Source organism: Aristophania sp. ESL1100, assembly GCF_058511235.1.
On record NZ_CP196394.1, the window covers coordinates 967,825 to 984,058 of the forward strand.

Consider the following 16,234-nt stretch of genomic DNA (forward strand, 5'->3'; position numbering starts at 1 on the left):
AAGGCTTGAATTTTACCTTATAAATCGTTCACATCTCTGCCTATGTCAGCTCCTATCCTTAATTTACAGAACATATCCTATACTCTTGGTGGCCGTCCCCTGCTGGAAGAGGCCAATCTCGCCATTGAAGCCGGACAGCGTCTTTGCCTCGTCGGGCGCAATGGAAGCGGCAAATCCACCCTGCTCCGTATAGCAGCTGGAGAGATCGTCCCAGATAACGGCAAACGCTTTCTTCAGCCGGGGCTTAAAGTGCGTTACCTCCCTCAGGAGCCAGATTTCAGCCGTTGGAAAACGACTTTTGACGCTGTAACTGATGATCTTCCTTTAGAAGACCACTACAAAGCCCGGTCATTTCTCTCAGAGCTTGGACTTAGTGGAGAGGAAAGCTGTGCCACGCTTTCCGGTGGAGAAGCACGGCGATGTGCTCTTGCTCAGGCACTGGTGCATAATCCTGATCTATTGCTGCTTGATGAACCGACAAACCATCTTGATCTCCCCTGTATCATGTGGCTTGAGCGCGAATTATTGTCCTCTGATACCGCCCTGATTGTCATCAGCCATGACAGGCGTTTTCTTGAGACGCTTTGCCAGTCCGTCATCTGGCTCAATCAGGGAAAAACCTCACGACTGGACGCAAATTTCTCACAATTTGAAGATTGGCGCGATCAGCAGATGGAGCTGGCTGAACTGGAGGCTCATAAATTATCCCGTCAGATCGCCCGTGAAGAAGACTGGATGCGTTATGGCGTTACAGCAAGGCGGAAACGCAATGTCAGACGCGTTGCAGAACTGGCCCAGCTCCGCGAACAACGTCGCGAAATAAACGCACAAAGACAGGGGACACTCAAACTTTCCGCACAGCAGGCTGACAATACCAGCAAAATTGTTATTTCCGCTGAAGATATCTCCTGGGCCTATAGTGAGCGCCCTGTCATCAGGGATCTGACACTTAAAATTCTCAAAGGTGACTGCCTGGGATTATGCGGCGCCAATGGCACTGGCAAGACCACCTTGCTTAAAGTTCTGACAGGAAAACTTATTCCCCAAAAGGGCAGTGTCACTCTCAGCCCCTCTCTTCAGGCTGTCTCACTTGACCAGCAGAGAAGTGTTCTGGAAGGGGATCGCTCTGTTGCCGATATTCTTACAGGCGGCCATGGGGAAATGGTTCAGATTGGCGAGGAAAAACGCCATGTTATTGGTTATATGAAAGAATTTCTCTTTCGACCCGAACAGGCAAAAACGCCTGTCAGCCACCTTTCAGGAGGAGAGAGAGGGCGCCTGGCTCTGGCCTGTGCGTTGGCACGCCCCTCCAACCTTCTGGTGCTTGATGAGCCAACCAATGACCTCGATCTGGAAACGCTTGACCTTCTTCAGGAAATGCTCAGCGACTATAAAGGGACAATCCTCCTCGTCAGCCATGACCGCGATTTTATTGACCGCCTGGCCAGCTCCGTTCTGGTCCCTGAAGGGGACGGTCTCTGGATCAATTACGCAGGGGGATATTCCGATATGCTCGCTCAGCGCGGCGTAGCGGAACAGAAAGAAAAAGCTCAGAAAAAAGAGGCCCGGCAGGCAGAAACGTCCAATAATGGAAAAAAAGCAGCCGCGCCCTCTTCTTCCAGACTGAGTTATAAAGAACAGCGTGAGCTTGAGACATTGCCTGAAAAAATGACGTCTCTGGAAGCAGACATAAAAGTCTGCCGCCGCGCCCTCGCCGATCCTGATCTTTATAAACGGGACCCCGTAAAGTTTGAAAAAATAACGGTCCTCCTGACACAGAAGGAAACAGAGCTGACCGAGGCTGAAGAACGCTGGCTGGAACTCGAAGCACGGCAGGAAAACTCATAGGCGATTCAATAATCCTGCCTGAGCCATCAGATCATAGGAGTGATGGATGTTTTCCGTCACTCTCAAGGCAGCATCAAGTGCCCGAATCCCCGCCTGTATATCAACAAGGACAGGCACACCATCCAGACAGGACGCAGCAAAAGCGGCATGTTCTGCGGCCAGATTATCATGATCATTCCAACTGACCACGTCGCGTCGATAGCCCCCACTTCCCGGTAGAGGAAGGCCTTTTTCCTTGTTCAGATACGTCAGGTGACGAGCCATAAAGTCCGCAGAAAGATAGCCTTCCTGAGAGAAAAGGCGCATTTTCCGTTCAGTCTTGAGTGAAATACGACTTGCCGTAATCGTTGCCACACTTCCATTTTCAAACCGGACCCGTGCATTGGCAATATCTTCGAAATGGCTGGAAACAGCTGCCCCTAAAGCGTCGATCGTCAGGATCGGACTATCGATAAGGGAAAGAATAAAATCCAGATCATGGATCATAAGGTCCAGCACAACCGATACGTCCGTCCCCCGTATTTTAAAAGGAGCCAGACGTGTCGCCTCAATATAAAGAGGTTTTTTAATACGCTGCGTAATAGCCTCATATTCAGCAGAATAACGCAGAAGATGGCCTATCTGAACGACCACCTTTTTTTCCCGGGCAATTTTTTGAAGGATAAAGGCTTCTGCCAGCGTCGATGAAATTGGCTTTTCGATCAGCAGATGTTTCTCAGCCTTTAAAGCCTGTTGAGCCAGCTCAAAATGCGTTTCAGCAGGCGTGGCAATAATAACAGCGTCAACAGAGTCCAATAAGGCTTCATAAGAGGGAAATAGAAAGCATTTTGCCTCAGAGGCCAGTTTCCGGCACGACTGCTCTGAAATATCGTAAACACCTACCAGTGTTTCACGGTGATTTTGCAATGACTTCAGAGCATGGAACCGGCCAAAATGACCTGCTCCCACAATACCGACCTTGAGTGTTTTATCCTTTTTCATAGGATCTCTTTACTCTGTTTTTCATGATTAAAACATTCTTCAAATGAAAGAAGTAAGGCTAATATGCAGCAGGGCCTTGCATATTAAATCAGGAGAGGGCATTTTCGTCCTCGAAATTTTCTGGAACCCTTAAGGTTATTCATCCTTTTATGATGTATTATAGTCGCCTGAAAATGCTGGGTGTTGTGGGTATTTGCATGATCGGCATTTTGCTGTGCCTGCCCAATTTTATCAAAAAGCCCTTTTCTGCCCTCCCCTGGCATCAGGTTCACCTTGGCCTTGACCTTAAAGGGGGGTCTTATCTTCTCCTCCAGCTTGATACGGATACGCTGAAACATGACCGGCTCCAGTCATTGGAAGGACAGATCCGTCAGGGTTTGATTGCTGCGCATCTGGGTTTTATCGGTATCAAACGTGATGATGCGACCAATAGTGTCAGCTTCCTGCCCCGTGCTGAAAGTGAACGTGACGCAGCGCGCAAGGTTCTTGAAGCCATCCCTCAGGCCGTTCCAGATGAATTCACAACCGGGGAAAAAGATCGCCGTTTAACCCTGACACTTCAGCCTGAAGCCGTTCGCCAACGTGCCAGAGAAGCTGTTACAAGGTCGATCGAAATTGTGCGCCGCCGCATAGACAGCACTGGCGCCCTTGACCCCAGTATTGCCCGCGAGGGAGATGACCGCATCGTTCTGGAGCTCCCAGGCATCAGTGACCCTGAACGCATCAAGACGCTCCTCGGCACAACGGCCAGAATGACATTCCATTTGCTGGCACCCAACCCCACTCAGCCTTATCCCGGCGCTACCATGTTGCCGACACCGGATGGAAATGGTCAGCTTGCCGTCATGGATCAGATCGAGGTTGATGGTGCCAACCTTGCTGATGCCGCTGCTACCATGAGTGAAGGCAAATGGGCTGTCAGCCTGAAGTTCGATAATAAAGGTGCTGAGGATTTTGCTCGTATTACCACAGCCAATGTCGGAAAACCTTTTGCCATCGTTCTGGACGGCAAGATCATTACTGACCCCGTTATCAATGGCCCCATCACTGCCGGATCCGGCGAGATTACGGGCAATTTTACAGCCAGAACGGCTTCTGACCTGGCTCTTTTGCTGCGTGCAGGCGCTCTTCCTGCTCCCTTGAGCGTTATTGAGCAGCGCACAATTGGCCCAAGCCTCGGCGTGGCCTCGATTCACTCCGGCATGATCAGCCTTGCTGTCGGCTTTGTTCTCGTTGTGATTTTTATGCTGCTCTTTTACGGGCGTTTCGGTCTTTACGCAGACTGGGCTCTTCTGGCCAACCTCGTTCTTATGCTGGCAATCCTTTCTCTGTTTCAGGCAACCCTGACCCTGCCTGGTATGGCCGGTATCCTTCTCACACTCGGTATGGCTGTTGATGCCAATATCCTCATCAATGAGCGTATTCGTGAGGAAGTAAAGCGCGGGCGCGCACCCCTGCAGGCTTTGCAGGTCGGTTTTGAACGCGCGACAGGGACCATTATTGACAGTAATGCCACGGCTTTTCTGGCCCACGTCATGTTGTTCGTGTTTGGAAGTGGTGCGGTTAAGAACTTTGCCCTTACAATCACAATTGGTATTGTCACAACCTTATTTACCACGCTTGTTTTCTCGCGCTTACTCATCATCAGATGGTATGCTCATACCCGCCCCAAAGAATTGCCGGTCTAAATCATATGCTTTCTCGCCCTCTTTTTCGGTTCGTCCGTGATGATCGGAAGATTGACTTCATGCGTGGCCGGTATGCTGGCCTTATCGTATCAGCCGTTCTTTCCATCGCTTCTGTAATTCTTTTTTTCACGCCCGGGTTAAATCTCGGGCTCGATTTCAGGGGCGGCATTATTGTCGAAACACATGCCCCTGCCCAGCAGGACCCCGCCCATATCCGGGAAGTGCTTGAAAAAGCAAAAATCGACGCTGCTTCTGTGCAGAGTTTTGGCTCTCCCAACGATATTCGCATTGCCATTAACCTGCCTCGTGGAAAGGGAAATGGGGAAGAAAAACAAACCCAGGCTCTCGTTGACCGTGTAAAAACAACACTCGTCAGCGCTGTGCCAAACGTGCAGATTCAACGCGCTGATGCTGTGGGAGCGTCTGTCTCTTCCGAATTATTCAGGAACGGTATGCTGGCCTTGTTCTTCAGTCTGGCCATGATTCTGGTCTATATCTGGATCCGCTTTGAAAAAGAATTTGCAATCAGTGCCGTTATCACCCTTGTTCTGGATTTGACAAAGACAATCGGCTTTCTGGCATTAACCCGCATTGAATTTGACCTTGTCATGGTTGCAGCACTTCTGACCATTCTGGGTTATTCAACCAATGACAAAGTCGTTGTCTATGACCGCATACGTGAAAATATGCGCAAATACAGGACGATGCCCTTTAAGGACCTTCTTAATCTCTCAATCAATGAGACATTAAACCGTACTCTGGGCACTTCCATGACGGTCTTCCTGGCGGCCCTTCCATTGGCTTTGTTCGGTGGCAGCACCCTTACAGGTTTTGCAACCGTCATGCTCTTCGGTATCGTTGTCGGGACGTCTTCCTCGATCTTTATTGCCGCCCCGCTCCTGCTCCTTCTTGAGCATCTCAGAGGCCGGAAATAAAACTCAGCCTTATTGTTTGCTACGAATTTCAGACAGATAATGCGTTAAAATAAGATCTGTCTGAAATTCATTCTGTCCTTTCTCGTTTTTCATCAAAGAAAGAACAGAATCGCGGGCTTTTTTATCCTCTTCCTGCATAACGGGAAGATCTTCCTTGCCCTTTTCTCCCGTTAAAAGCGTACCTTGCGCAATACCGTTTATCATAAAGTAACTATATAAACGTGCATTGGGTGAAAAAGGGAATTCGGACGATCGAAAGCCTGCATGCGAATCACTGCACCCCATTAGCGTCCCCACTCCGAGCATTACGGAAAAAAAAGTCGCACCATAAGAACTGATATGAGTCGCTAAAGGGTGTTTTTTCATTGGCGAGTCCGTGAAGCAAGGATATCCCTGATTTCAGATAAAAGAACTTCTTCCCGGCTAGGCGGTGGAGGCTCTACAAGTTTACTAACCTCTTTTTCATGACGTACCAACTTCCCAATGAGTCTTGTAAGCCAGAAAATACAAAAGGCTATGATCAGAAATTGTATAATGGCATTTAGAAAAACGCCAATATTCAGCGTAACAGCCCCTGCTTTTTGCGCCTCTTCAAGAGTGTTTTTAACGGGACCTTTAAGCGTGATGAAAAGATTGGAAAAATCTACGCCCCCCGTCACAGCTCCCAGAAAAGGTGTCAGCAAATCTTTCACCAGACTATTCACGATTGCCGTAAAAGCTGACCCAATAACCACACCAACAGCAAGATCGAGAACGTTACCCCGCATGATGAATTTACGGAAATCACTAACCCATCCCGGCGTCTTTATTGATTGTATATTTTTCTTTAAATCCATGGTGTCAGGACTCCCCCTTTAAAAACTACCATAATCAACATATAGGGATTTATTTTATACTGTGTGTTTATTATGGGTAAAAAATTGCTTTTTTTCGACATATATCGTTTTCAAGAGCATTTTCCCGGAAAATTGATAACATTTTCCTCCAGGCAATATTTTCTCGACTATACGCTTTTAATTTTTTTAAAAATCCTCTATGAGAGGGCAATATTTTTGCCCCGGTCGGTATCGGGGCGTTGAATAAGGTTGGAAAATTAAGATGAAATCCGGCATTCACCCTGATTATCACGAAATTACTGTCATTATGTCTGATGGCAGCGAATTCAAAACACGCTCATGCTACGGCGAGGCTGGAGCTTCTCTCCGCCTTGACGTTGACCCCAAGACGCATCCAGCCTGGACAGGCGTTCAGCGTATTATGGATACAGGGGGGCAGGTTGCGAAATTCAACAAACGCTTTGCCGGTATCGGGGCTATCAAGAAATAAGCCTTCTCAGAAGCCAGCCTCAAAAGGGCTGGCTTTTTACTTACTTGAAATTATATTAAAGGACCCCATTTATCCTACATGAGTTCTAACGCCTTTCAGGGTTGGGACAATCAGATATTCACTTCATTTTCGCCATAGAACCGGGAAAAAACGAAGTGATCCTGCCAGAATGGAGGATAATTATGGACTATGATTTTGCGCCTCTTTTCAGAAGCGCGATTGGCTTTGACCGCATGGTAATGCTTGCCGGCAATGCGGCGAATACCCAATCTCCCTCAAGCTACCCGCCTTATAATATAGAGAAAACCAGCGAGACAGATTATACGCTGACAATGGCAATTGCCGGGTTCAAAACAGGTGATCTGGAAATCACGCTTGAAGATAATAATCTCGTTATCAGAGGGAATACGCCAGAAAGCGACCGCCAGAGAAACTGGTTATATAGAGGGATCGCAACACGCGCCTTCGAACGACGCTTTACATTAGCTGACCACACGGAAGTGCAGGAAGCCTGTCTTGAAAATGGGTTGCTGGTGATCACTCTGAAACGTCTGATACCTGAGGCCACAAAACCAAGGCGTATCCCTATTACGCAGCATAGAGGTTCGGCTTCTGTTGAAAAGGGCAAGTCTGAAAAACAGACGGAGTGCCAGGTGGCGTCGCAGGCAGCCTGAAACCATTAAAACTATGAGGTTAGATGCGTTTATACGTGTTTAACCTCTTGACCGTAGCCAAGCTCTGTCGCATTTTATAGGGCGTCGCCGTGCAGTTTAGCAGGTGCCGTGCTCCGAAAAGGGCAGGTAAATTTCAGAGTGGCCCTGGTGGTGTCTGCGCTCTGCGAGGCGCTCACTTGATCTGCCGTGAAGGAATAAGCCGACATGACTCTGCCTTTGATGCCTAAAGCCACTGCCGTATGGTTAATTGAAAAAACAGGCTTAACATTTACACAGATCGCAGAATTCTGCGGCATGCATCCGCTTGAAGTACAAGCTATTGCAGATGGTGAAGTCGCCAGCGGCATTAATGGCTATGACCCGGTGAAAAATAATCAGCTCACCCTTGCTGAAATCAAGCGCTGCGAAGCTGATCCGAAGTCAAAACTCAAAATCAAGTCATCAGAAAACCCTGTCGCACGCCGCGCAAAGGGAGCCCGTTATACACCGGTTTCCAAACGCAATGACCGGCCGGATGCGATTGCTTTCCTGTTACGTCAGTTCCCTCAATTAACAGATACGCAGATTGTCCGTCTTCTTGGAACGACCAAAGACACAATCGCCAAAATTCGCGATAAGCAACATTGGAACAGCGCGAACATTAAGCCACGTGATCCTGTCATATTGGGCCTCTGCACTCAGACCGACCTTAACGCAGCCGTTGCTGAAGCGACGGAACATAATCCCGTTATGGAAGAAACCGTGGAAGATCCTTTTGCCGCTGCCGAAAAACTCTTTTCCGCACCGCAAAACTCTGAAGTGTAAGGTACGGCCTGGGTTTTATGACAGCAGACACTATGTCCCCACGTGTTGGCGTGATCATGGGCAGCCAGTCCGACTGGGAAACCATGCGGCATGGCTGTGAGAAACTTGATGAACTTCACATCCCTTATGAAGTGAAAATCGTTTCGGCACACCGTACGCCAGATCGTTTGGCTGATTATGCAAAATCAGCAGCAGAACGCGGCCTTAACGTCATTATCGCCGGAGCGGGAGGGGCCGCTCATCTCCCCGGTATGTGTGCCGCCTGGACCTATTTGCCTGTACTGGGTGTACCCGTTGAAAGCAAAACCCTGAAAGGGCAGGACAGTTTACTTTCAATCGTGCAAATGCCTGCAGGCGTGCCTGTCGGCACATTGGCGATTGGAAAAGCGGGCGCTGTTAATGCCGCTCTTTTGGCAGCCTCAATTCTGGCTCTCAGTGACAAGCCCCTGGCTGAACGCCTTCAGAAATTCCGCCAAGATCAGACAGACAGCGTTGCCGAAAGCCCTGTTGAATGAAGTTATTAAATCCCGGGGCCCGTATCGGCATTATTGGAGGGGGGCAGCTTGGCCGTATGAGCGCCATGGCAGCTGCTCGTCTTGGTTTTAAAGCCCATATTTATACAGACGCAGCCCCTTCCCCCGCTGGAGAAGTGTCTGAAGAGTGCACCATTGCGCCCTATGATGATGAAGAGGCACTGAAGGCATTTGCTCTTAAGTGTGACGTCATCACATTTGAATTTGAAAATATCAGCCATGCGGGATTGAAAACGCTCGAAAGCTACTGCCCTGTTGCTCCTTCGAGCTCTATTCTTGAAATCAGCCAGAATCGGATTACTGAAAAACAGACCCTTACGGAGGCAGGCATTCCTGTCGCCCCCTGGAAACCTGTCTACAACAAGGCTGATCTGCTTGAGTTGAGCGAGTTTGGTCTCCCCTGCATCGTTAAAACAGCCCGAATGGGATATGACGGGAAAGGGCAATATAGGCTTACGCACACTGAGGATCTGGAAAATTTAATCGCACAGGCTGATCAGCTTTCCTATCCTCTAGTGGCAGAGCGTGTTGTTTCATTTGAACGCGAAATCAGTGTCATGATTGCCCGTGATCATTCTGGTTTCTGCCGCTGTTTTGATCCTGCTGAAAATATTCATAAAGAGGGGATTTTACGTATCTCCCTCGCCCCTGCTCCCATTATGCCGGAGCTTTCCATACAGGCACAGAAACTGGCTACTGCCATCGCTGAAAAACTGAATCTTGTTGGCATTATGGGCGTAGAACTGTTTCATGATGAAAATGGACAGCTCCTCATCAATGAAATTGCTCCCAGACCGCATAATTCCGGTCACTGGACGATGGATGGCTGTGCTGTCGACCAGTTTGAGATGCATATAAGAGCCGTAACCGGTCTGCCCCTGCCTTCAACAAGAAGACATTCAGACGTTATCATGCATAACCTGATTGGCCCCGAAGATATGGCTCTTATCCCGGAGATTTTGTCAGAAGACGAAGCCTGCCTTCATCTTTATGGCAAGAAAGATGCCAAAGCAGGGCGCAAAATGGGACATGTTAACAGAATCTTCCCACGGGGCGGCCTTCCGGGACAACTCGTGCTCTCTCAGTTAATCCCCACTCTTTCCTGAAAAAAGCCCTTATAATAATCCAAGCGCCTTGAAGCTGGAATATGTGGAGCGGGCAATAATATAATGATCGAGCACTCTGACTTTAATCAGTGAGAGTGCTCGTTGCACATGCTGGGTCATAATAACATCTGCTTCAGAAGGGGTTGCCGCCCCACTTGGATGATTATGAGCCAGAATAACCGCACTGGCCCGCAATTCCCGGCAACGACGTGTTATTTCTCTCGGATAGACAGGAGTCTGGTTGACGGTCCCCTTCCCCTGGACTTCGTCGAGAATAAGGGCGTTACTTTGATCCAGAAACAGAACACGGAACTGCTCAACGCGCTCCCGTGCCATACAGGTCATGAGATAATTAATCAGCAGTTTCTCATTATGAGTCAGATCACCGGTTGGCAAACTGGCCTGATTGAACCTCCGTGCCGCTTCTCTTAAAAGCTGTAAATAAATAAAGAAATTCTGATCCTTTATTTTAAGCGTTACCCATTCCTGATGAGACATACTCAGAAGCTGAGCCAGATTATCAAATCTTTCAAGCAAAAGGACTTTCAGGCGCTCCCGCTCTGCCTTACCCTGGCAGAACAGGGTAATCATTCCCGAAAAAACGAGCTCTTTATCGTCCAGGTCAAAATTACCCTCCTGAATGACTTTCAGCATAGTCTCAAGAGAAAAATCTCCCTTAATCATGCTCACTTAAAAGCCCTTCCTGGTAAAGCGTCATTTTCCAGTTCTCACCTACCAGAAGGACGTCATGCACCTCAATGGATAATGGGCGTAAATCATGCTTCAGGCCCAGTACCTGCTGAGCAATAACCGTAGCCGGTCTTTTAGGTGCGATATAGATCAAGATAAGAGCCGTCGCATTGACATCCAGAGCGTGTTCGGCAATTGGGCGGTGAAACGATATGATATCACTTTCATCGGTCAGAAAATGATCCATAAGAAGTTCATTACGGTTATTAAGATAAATAACTCTGATACCCGCCCTTGTACTTTTCTGGCTATAACGTTCAGCATAGGTCATTAAACGCTCCCAGTCTGCAAAACAGAACTGATTTTGCTTATCGTTACTTGCCAGTGACACAGCCCCAAAACGGATAAACTGTAACATTAAAACAGTTTTCAGGTTCAGATTATAATTTTCCAGATCCTCAAAATCAGCCTGGCACAAAGAAAGAAGAGAGTGGAACTGTTTTAGAAGGGATTTTGCCAACGGCTTGGTATCTCTTCTTGGAATCGAATTAAAGAGCAGCATTTCAAGAAGCTCATAATCAGCAAGAGAGGTCGGCCCGTGTTCCAGTATTTTCTGGCGCATTCTCCGTCTATGCCCTGTTGTTTCCGTTTTTAACGCAGGTGATGAAGGATAACTATTGGCCATTAAGGGTGCTCCGCAGTATATTCGGCGCGTGACTGATCAGAACATACATACCCCCTCCGCCCTTTTATCGCCAGATTACCTGTCTCGGCTTAATATGGCACAAAAGCAGGCCGTCGAAACGACAGAAGGCCCACTGCTTATTCTTGCCGGTGCCGGCACGGGTAAAACACGTGTGCTGACAACACGTTTTGCCCATATTCTTCTACAGAATCTGGCGTGGCCGGAGCAGATTCTGGCTGTGACCTTTACCAATAAAGCCGCCAGGGAAATGAAAGAACGGATCAGCGCCATTCTGGGCAATCCCGTCGAGGGGTTATGGCTGGGAACGTTCCACTCCCTTTGTGCCAGGATGTTAAGACGCCACGCCACGTTAGCTGGGTTAGAGCCTAATTTTACGATTATTGATACTGATGACCAGCTTCGTCTTCTCAAACAGATCATGACCGGTCATGGGTGTGACCTCAAACGCACGCCGCCTGCCCAGCTTTTAAACCAGATCCAGGACTGGAAGGATAAAGCCCTTCTGCCACAGGATATCACAGCGGCACATGAAACAGGCATAGGAGATAAAAATGCTGTCTCCCTTTATGACGCTTACCAAAAACGCCTCATAGCCTTAAATGCCTGTGATTTTGGCGATCTTATGTTGCATATGGTGACAATTTTCCGTCGCCAGCCCGATGTTCTGAAACAATATCACAAACGCTTCCGCTATATTCTGGTCGATGAATATCAGGATACCAACACAATCCAGTATTTATGGTTGCGCTTACTTGCCAAACGTGAGGGTGAAGAGACTGCCAATATTGCCTGTGTCGGCGATGATGACCAATCCATTTACTCGTGGCGTGGTGCGGATATTGGCAATATTCTGCGTTTTGAAAAAGATTTCCCCGGCGCCACAATTATCAGACTGGAGCAGAATTACCGCTCAACCCCGCGTATTCTGGCAGCGGCTGCCGGTATTATCAGGCATAATGAAGAGCGGTTAGGCAAGACATTACAGGCAGCTGGGGCCGATGAGCCTGGCGATTATATTGACGTTTTGAGCCTTCCTGATTCTGATGAAGAAGCCCGCACAATCGCGCAGAAAGTACAGGCTCTCCACAAAGAGGATCATTCTTTTGCTGAAATGGCCGTACTGGTAAGAGCCGGTTTCCAAACCCGCCCGATTGAGGAAGCCCTGTTACGGTCCAATATCCCCTACCAGGTTATTGGCGGTCTGCGTTTTTATGAACGTTCCGAAATACGGGATGCCCTTGCCTATTTGCGGGCCCTCCAACAGCCCCAGGATGATCTGGCCTTTGAGCGCATCGTTAATCTGCCCAAAAGAGGGTTTGGCACGGTTGCCCTTAACAAACTACGTGTAGAAGCATCCCAACAATCAAGCAGCTTGCAGATAACTCTTAAAAATCTGATCCATGATAAAAAATTAAAAGGCAAATCGGCCGAAAGCCTTGCTGACTTGCTGGAAACATTTGACCGCGCCCGGGAAACATTGAGTAAAGAAGGGCATGTCGTCGCGACTGAACAATTGCTTGAACGCTCAGGCTACCTGCAAATGTGGCGGGAAGATAAATCAGTCGAAGCACCAGGACGGCTCGATAACCTACATGAGCTGATTCGAGCCCTTGCTGATTTCCCGACGCTTGAAGCCTTTCTGGAACATATTGCCCTGGTTATGGATTCTGATGCTGTGGATCAGAATAAAGAGCGTGTAAGTCTCATGACCCTCCACGCGGCAAAAGGGCTCGAATTTGATATCGTCTTCCTGCCTGGATGGGAAGAAGGGCTTTTCCCGTCCCAGCGCTCTCTTGATGAAGGTGGGAACTCCGCTTTGGAAGAAGAAAGGCGCCTTGCGTATGTCGGGCTGACAAGAGCGCGGAAAAAAGCCATTATTGCCCATGCTGCCAGCCGCCGCATTTATGCCAACTGGCAGGATTCCATTCCCAGCCGTTTTATTGATGAGCTTCCCGATGAGCTGATCAAACGTACAGCCCCTCCCAAACGTTCTTCTTCTTTCGGGCAGTCATCCTGGCAGCGCAACCATTTCGGACAGGCTCAGCCTCATTCTTTTGCAAAATCAGCTTTTCCAGCTTCCTCTATAGCCATTCCCGTTGGAAGCAAGGTAAAACACCCTCGCTTTGGCGAAGGAATTGTCATTGAGGCGGATGGGGGCAGTTTATTGATTAATTTTGAAACACAAGGCACCAAGCGCCTTCTTGCTGATTTTGTGGAGATTCTTAAGTGAAGCCTGTCCGTTCCATTGCACCACGTCATATAGGCTCCCGCCACGCCACGGCGCTGGAAACTGTTTCTGTAACCGTTGAAGAAAAATTTACACCCCTTTTTGAACAAGCCTTGCTGACCGCCTGTGAGACAGTCGGCATTTTTGAAGAAGATGACGAACAGATTTTCTGGCGTCTGGAAGGCGTTAAAGAACGCGGCCAGAAAGATGAAGAGCTTGAATCCGCTCTTGAACTGGCACGCGCTCTGACAGGCGCTGAAGCTGTTCTGACTCGTTCTGAAACGGAAGCGGAAGGCTGGCTTGCCCGCACGCAGGAAGCTTTTCCCCCGCAGGAAATCGGGCGTTCTTTCTGCATCAGAGGGACACATTTGCAGGATAAACCACCTTCAAACCGTCTGACCATCACACTTGATGCAGGGATTGCCTTTGGCTCAGGAGAACATGGCTCTACCAGAGGATGTATTCGCGCCCTTGAAAAAATTGCCTATCGCAAACCGCAGAAAATCCTGGATATGGGCTGCGGCTCGGGAATTCTGGCCATGGCGGCTGCCAAGCTTCTGAAACGGCCTGTACTGGCTGTTGATATTGAGCCATGGTCCGTTCGGGTGGCGGCTTCCAATGCGAAACTCAATCATATTGGCCCCTTGCTGGATTGCCGCTTTGGTAATGGCTGGCATACAGAGGCCGTGCGTAAAAAAGCGCCTTACGATCTGGTCTTTGCCAATATTCTCGCCCGTCCTCTCTGCCGTATGGCCCGTTCTCTTGCCCTAGCCGTCGCACCGGGGGGAACCATCATCCTTGCCGGCCTGCTTCAGACGCAGGCACGCATGGTGTACCAGGCGCATCAGCGTCAGGGCCTGGTTCTTGAAGAAATCCTGACGGAAGGACCATGGGCAACGCTCATCATCAGAAAACCCTATAACTTATAGGACGTGTTATGACTGACCCTACTTCATCGCCTCTCTTTGACCGTGTAAATAAAACACGGGACTTCTTCAGAAAACAGGGTGTATCGGGCTTCCTGATTACACGAGGTGATGAATATCTCGGTGAATATGTCGCCCCTTATGCTGAGCGTCTGGCATGGCTGACAGGATTTACCGGGAGTGCAGGGCTAGCCATTCTTCTTGATGATGAGGGGGCTGTCTTTTCCGATGGACGCTATACCGTCCAGATGGAGCAGCAAGTCCCTCACGATTTATGGGAACGCTGTCACATAAGCCAGTTTCCTCCCCGGGAGTGGCTTAGTCAGGCGGCTATACGGAAAGGCCATAAACTAAAAATTGGCTTTGATCCGAAACTTGTCAGTCAAAGCCAATATGATTCCTGGCAGAGCGACCATGTTGAGTTCGTTCCTCTGGCGGATAATCCGATCGATCTGGCATGGGAAGATCAGCCTTCTCCCCCTGCCGAACCTGTTCAATCGCATGGGTTGAGCTATGCTGGAGAAGGAAGTCTTTCCAAAAGGCAAAAAATCGCCACCCAGCTTCAGGCAGCCGGTCAACAGGCTATGATTATTGCTGATGGCACCTCTTTGGCGTGGTTGCTCAATATACGCAGTCATGACGTTCCCATGACGCCAATAGCGCATGCTTACGGCATTTTATACGATAATGCGGCTGTCGATTTTTTTATAAAGAGTGACAGACTTCAAACGCCTCTGGATGATCTGGTCACCATCGTTGCACCTGAAGATTTGCAGAAAAAGCTCTCTGAGCTCAAGGGGCGCACTGTCAGGCTTGACCCAGCGACGACCCCTTTATGGTTTACATTGAAGCTCAAAGACGCTGAGGCAAAACTTACGTTTGCGCAGGATTTATGCACGCTTCCCAAGGCCATCAAAAATAATATCGAGCAGCAGGGGGCCAGAAAGGCTCACTTGCAGGATGCTCTCGCCATGGCTCATTTCCTGCATTGGGTTGAAACTGAGGCCGTTGGGAAAAGTGAGACGGAACTGGCCGCCAGACTTGGCGAGTTTCGGGCACTTTCCCCCGATTACCTGGAAGATAGTTTTGAAACAATTTCCGCAATCGGTCCAAATGGCGCTTATCCCCATTACCGGGCCATAAAAGGCCAGGATAGTCTTGTCACGCCTAATCAGGTTTATCTGGTCGATAGTGGCGGCCAATATCCTTATGGCACGACGGACCTCACCCGCACTCTATGGATTGGTCCTGACGCCCCGCCACCCTCTTTATGCGCTGCCTATACAAATGTCCTGAAAGGCCATATTGCCGTCGCAATGGCGCGTTTCCCCCGTAATATGCCCGGCTATAGACTGGATAGTCTGGCCCGTCAGTTCCTGTGGCAAAGCGGACTGGATTACGACCATGGAACAGGGCACGGAATTGGCTCTTATCTTTCAGTCCATGAGGGACCGCAATCCATTTCACCCGCTCCTCGCCCGACAGGGCTGAATATTGGGATGATCGTTTCAAACGAGCCTGGCTATTACAAGGAAGGGCACTATGGCATCCGCATTGAAAATCTGCTTCTGGTAAAGGAAAGCACCATTAACGGCACTCAGGGCACCTTCCTTGAATTTGAGGTTCTGACCCACACGCCCATTGATAAGCAAATGATTAACAGAGACCTTTTAACACAACAGGAATGTGACTGGCTTAATCACTATCACGCGGAAGTGCAGAGAACGCTGACACCTTACCTTGATAAATCACTTCATCCCTGGTTGATAAGCAGCTGTGCCCCCTTATAA

The 16,234-nt window shown here is 49.0% G+C and carries 16 protein-coding genes; 11 read left to right on the forward strand and 5 right to left on the reverse strand.

Translation table 11 applies throughout. The features are described 5' to 3' along the window. Window positions 1-42 precede the first annotated feature (42 nt). Window positions 43-1,848: an ABC-F family ATP-binding cassette domain-containing protein gene (locus tag ACSYSY_RS04625; protein WP_491708127.1), complete on the forward strand. Its 1,806-nt coding sequence runs from the start codon at window positions 43-45 to the stop codon at window positions 1,846-1,848. Here the strand turns inward: ACSYSY_RS04625 and ACSYSY_RS04630 are convergent. Beyond that, window positions 1,843-2,829 carry a Gfo/Idh/MocA family protein gene (locus tag ACSYSY_RS04630; protein ID WP_491708128.1) on the reverse strand — a complete coding sequence of 329 codons (987 nt, stop codon included), beginning with the start codon at window positions 2,827-2,829 and terminating at the stop codon, window positions 1,843-1,845. The genes ACSYSY_RS04625 and ACSYSY_RS04630 overlap by 6 nt on opposite strands. A gap of 152 nt (window positions 2,830-2,981) precedes the next feature. Between ACSYSY_RS04630 and secD the strand changes: the two genes are divergently transcribed. Next, complete coding sequence (secD, locus tag ACSYSY_RS04635) at window positions 2,982-4,517, forward strand: protein translocase subunit SecD (protein ID WP_491708219.1); 1,536 nt, start codon at window positions 2,982-2,984, stop codon at window positions 4,515-4,517. A gap of 5 nt (window positions 4,518-4,522) precedes the next feature. Further along, window positions 4,523-5,452, forward strand: a complete 930-nt coding sequence (gene secF, locus ACSYSY_RS04640; RefSeq protein WP_491708129.1) for a protein translocase subunit SecF — start codon at window positions 4,523-4,525, stop codon at window positions 5,450-5,452. A 9-nt stretch (window positions 5,453-5,461) separates the two neighbouring features. Here secF and ACSYSY_RS04645 read toward each other — a convergent pair whose 3' ends face one another. Both ACSYSY_RS04645 and mscL read right to left on the reverse strand, forming a co-directional pair. Continuing rightward, complete coding sequence (locus ACSYSY_RS04645) at window positions 5,462-5,818, reverse strand: hypothetical protein (protein ID WP_491708130.1); 357 nt, start codon at window positions 5,816-5,818, stop codon at window positions 5,462-5,464. After that, window positions 5,815-6,288 (reverse strand): large-conductance mechanosensitive channel protein MscL, encoded by a 474-nt coding sequence (mscL, locus tag ACSYSY_RS04650; RefSeq protein ID WP_491708131.1) that lies wholly within the window; start codon window positions 6,286-6,288, stop codon window positions 5,815-5,817. Before mscL ends, ACSYSY_RS04645 begins: the two co-directional genes overlap by 4 nt. 262 nt (window positions 6,289-6,550) lie before the next feature. Here mscL and rpmE point away from each other — a divergent pair, with 262 nt between their 5' ends. From rpmE to ACSYSY_RS04675, 5 genes are all read left to right on the forward strand, one after another. Continuing rightward, complete coding sequence (rpmE, locus tag ACSYSY_RS04655; protein WP_489805405.1) at window positions 6,551-6,778, forward strand: 50S ribosomal protein L31; 228 nt, start codon at window positions 6,551-6,553, stop codon at window positions 6,776-6,778. A gap of 182 nt (window positions 6,779-6,960) precedes the next feature. After that, window positions 6,961-7,452, forward strand: coding sequence for an Hsp20 family protein (locus ACSYSY_RS04660; RefSeq protein ID WP_491708132.1), 492 nt, complete (start codon window positions 6,961-6,963; stop codon window positions 7,450-7,452). 204 nt (window positions 7,453-7,656) lie between these two features. Beyond that, on the forward strand, window positions 7,657-8,256 hold the full coding sequence (locus ACSYSY_RS04665; RefSeq protein WP_491708133.1) for a DUF1013 domain-containing protein: 600 nt from the start codon (window positions 7,657-7,659) through the stop codon (window positions 8,254-8,256). A 17-nt stretch (window positions 8,257-8,273) separates the two neighbouring features. Further along, window positions 8,274-8,771 (forward strand): 5-(carboxyamino)imidazole ribonucleotide mutase, encoded by a 498-nt coding sequence (purE, locus tag ACSYSY_RS04670; RefSeq protein ID WP_491708134.1) that lies wholly within the window; start codon window positions 8,274-8,276, stop codon window positions 8,769-8,771. Then, a complete protein-coding gene (locus tag ACSYSY_RS04675) occupies window positions 8,768-9,895 on the forward strand; it encodes a 5-(carboxyamino)imidazole ribonucleotide synthase (protein WP_491708135.1) in 1,128 nt (375 codons plus the stop codon). Before purE ends, ACSYSY_RS04675 begins: the two co-directional genes overlap by 4 nt. A 9-nt stretch (window positions 9,896-9,904) precedes the next feature. On the opposite strand, the gene ACSYSY_RS04680 is transcribed toward ACSYSY_RS04675, so the two are convergent. Together ACSYSY_RS04680 and ACSYSY_RS04685 are read right to left on the reverse strand one after the other, a co-directional pair. Then, window positions 9,905-10,579 carry a JAB domain-containing protein gene (locus ACSYSY_RS04680; RefSeq protein ID WP_491708220.1) on the reverse strand — a complete coding sequence of 225 codons (675 nt, stop codon included), beginning with the start codon at window positions 10,577-10,579 and terminating at the stop codon, window positions 9,905-9,907. Beyond that, the gene (locus ACSYSY_RS04685) at window positions 10,572-11,207 is read right to left on the reverse strand and encodes a JAB domain-containing protein (RefSeq protein WP_491708136.1); all 636 of its coding nucleotides are present in this window, start codon (window positions 11,205-11,207) and stop codon (window positions 10,572-10,574) included. The genes ACSYSY_RS04680 and ACSYSY_RS04685 overlap by 8 nt, the downstream gene beginning before the upstream one ends. A gap of 157 nt (window positions 11,208-11,364) precedes the next feature. On the opposite strand from ACSYSY_RS04685, the gene ACSYSY_RS04690 reads away from it, so the two are divergent. Genes ACSYSY_RS04690 through ACSYSY_RS04700 form a run of 3 tightly spaced genes read left to right on the forward strand, consistent with a single transcriptional unit; the run spans window position 11,365 to window position 16,234 of the window. Next, complete coding sequence (locus tag ACSYSY_RS04690; protein ID WP_491708221.1) at window positions 11,365-13,521, forward strand: ATP-dependent helicase; 2,157 nt, start codon at window positions 11,365-11,367, stop codon at window positions 13,519-13,521. Window positions 13,522-13,535: 14 nt separating this feature from the next. Continuing rightward, entirely contained in the window at window positions 13,536-14,447 is a 912-nt protein-coding gene (locus ACSYSY_RS04695) for a 50S ribosomal protein L11 methyltransferase (RefSeq protein ID WP_491708222.1), read from the forward strand. Window positions 14,448-14,455: 8 nt separating this feature from the next. After that, complete coding sequence (locus ACSYSY_RS04700; RefSeq protein WP_491708137.1) at window positions 14,456-16,234, forward strand: aminopeptidase P family protein; 1,779 nt, start codon at window positions 14,456-14,458, stop codon at window positions 16,232-16,234.

Bases quoted from the DNA above. Each gene is read 5' to 3' on its own strand.
- ACSYSY_RS04625 (WP_491708127.1), top strand. From the start codon at position 43: ATGTCAGCTCCTATCCTTAATTTACAGAACATATCCTATACTCTTGGT.
- ACSYSY_RS04630 (WP_491708128.1), bottom strand. From the start codon at position 2,829: ATGAAAAAGGATAAAACACTCAAGGTCGGTATTGTGGGAGCAGGTCAT.
- secD (WP_491708219.1), top strand. From the start codon at position 2,982: ATGTATTATAGTCGCCTGAAAATGCTGGGTGTTGTGGGTATTTGCATG.
- secF (WP_491708129.1), top strand. From the start codon at position 4,523: ATGCTTTCTCGCCCTCTTTTTCGGTTCGTCCGTGATGATCGGAAGATT.
- ACSYSY_RS04645 (WP_491708130.1), bottom strand. From the start codon at position 5,818: ATGAAAAAACACCCTTTAGCGACTCATATCAGTTCTTATGGTGCGACT.
- mscL (WP_491708131.1), bottom strand. From the start codon at position 6,288: ATGGATTTAAAGAAAAATATACAATCAATAAAGACGCCGGGATGGGTT.
- rpmE (WP_489805405.1), top strand. From the start codon at position 6,551: ATGAAATCCGGCATTCACCCTGATTATCACGAAATTACTGTCATTATG.
- ACSYSY_RS04660 (WP_491708132.1), top strand. From the start codon at position 6,961: ATGGACTATGATTTTGCGCCTCTTTTCAGAAGCGCGATTGGCTTTGAC.
- ACSYSY_RS04665 (WP_491708133.1), top strand. From the start codon at position 7,657: ATGACTCTGCCTTTGATGCCTAAAGCCACTGCCGTATGGTTAATTGAA.
- purE (WP_491708134.1), top strand. From the start codon at position 8,274: ATGACAGCAGACACTATGTCCCCACGTGTTGGCGTGATCATGGGCAGC.
- ACSYSY_RS04675 (WP_491708135.1), top strand. From the start codon at position 8,768: ATGAAGTTATTAAATCCCGGGGCCCGTATCGGCATTATTGGAGGGGGG.
- ACSYSY_RS04680 (WP_491708220.1), bottom strand. From the start codon at position 10,579: ATGATTAAGGGAGATTTTTCTCTTGAGACTATGCTGAAAGTCATTCAG.
- ACSYSY_RS04685 (WP_491708136.1), bottom strand. From the start codon at position 11,207: ATGCGCCAGAAAATACTGGAACACGGGCCGACCTCTCTTGCTGATTAT.
- ACSYSY_RS04690 (WP_491708221.1), top strand. From the start codon at position 11,365: ATGGCACAAAAGCAGGCCGTCGAAACGACAGAAGGCCCACTGCTTATT.
- ACSYSY_RS04700 (WP_491708137.1), top strand. From the start codon at position 14,456: ATGACTGACCCTACTTCATCGCCTCTCTTTGACCGTGTAAATAAAACA.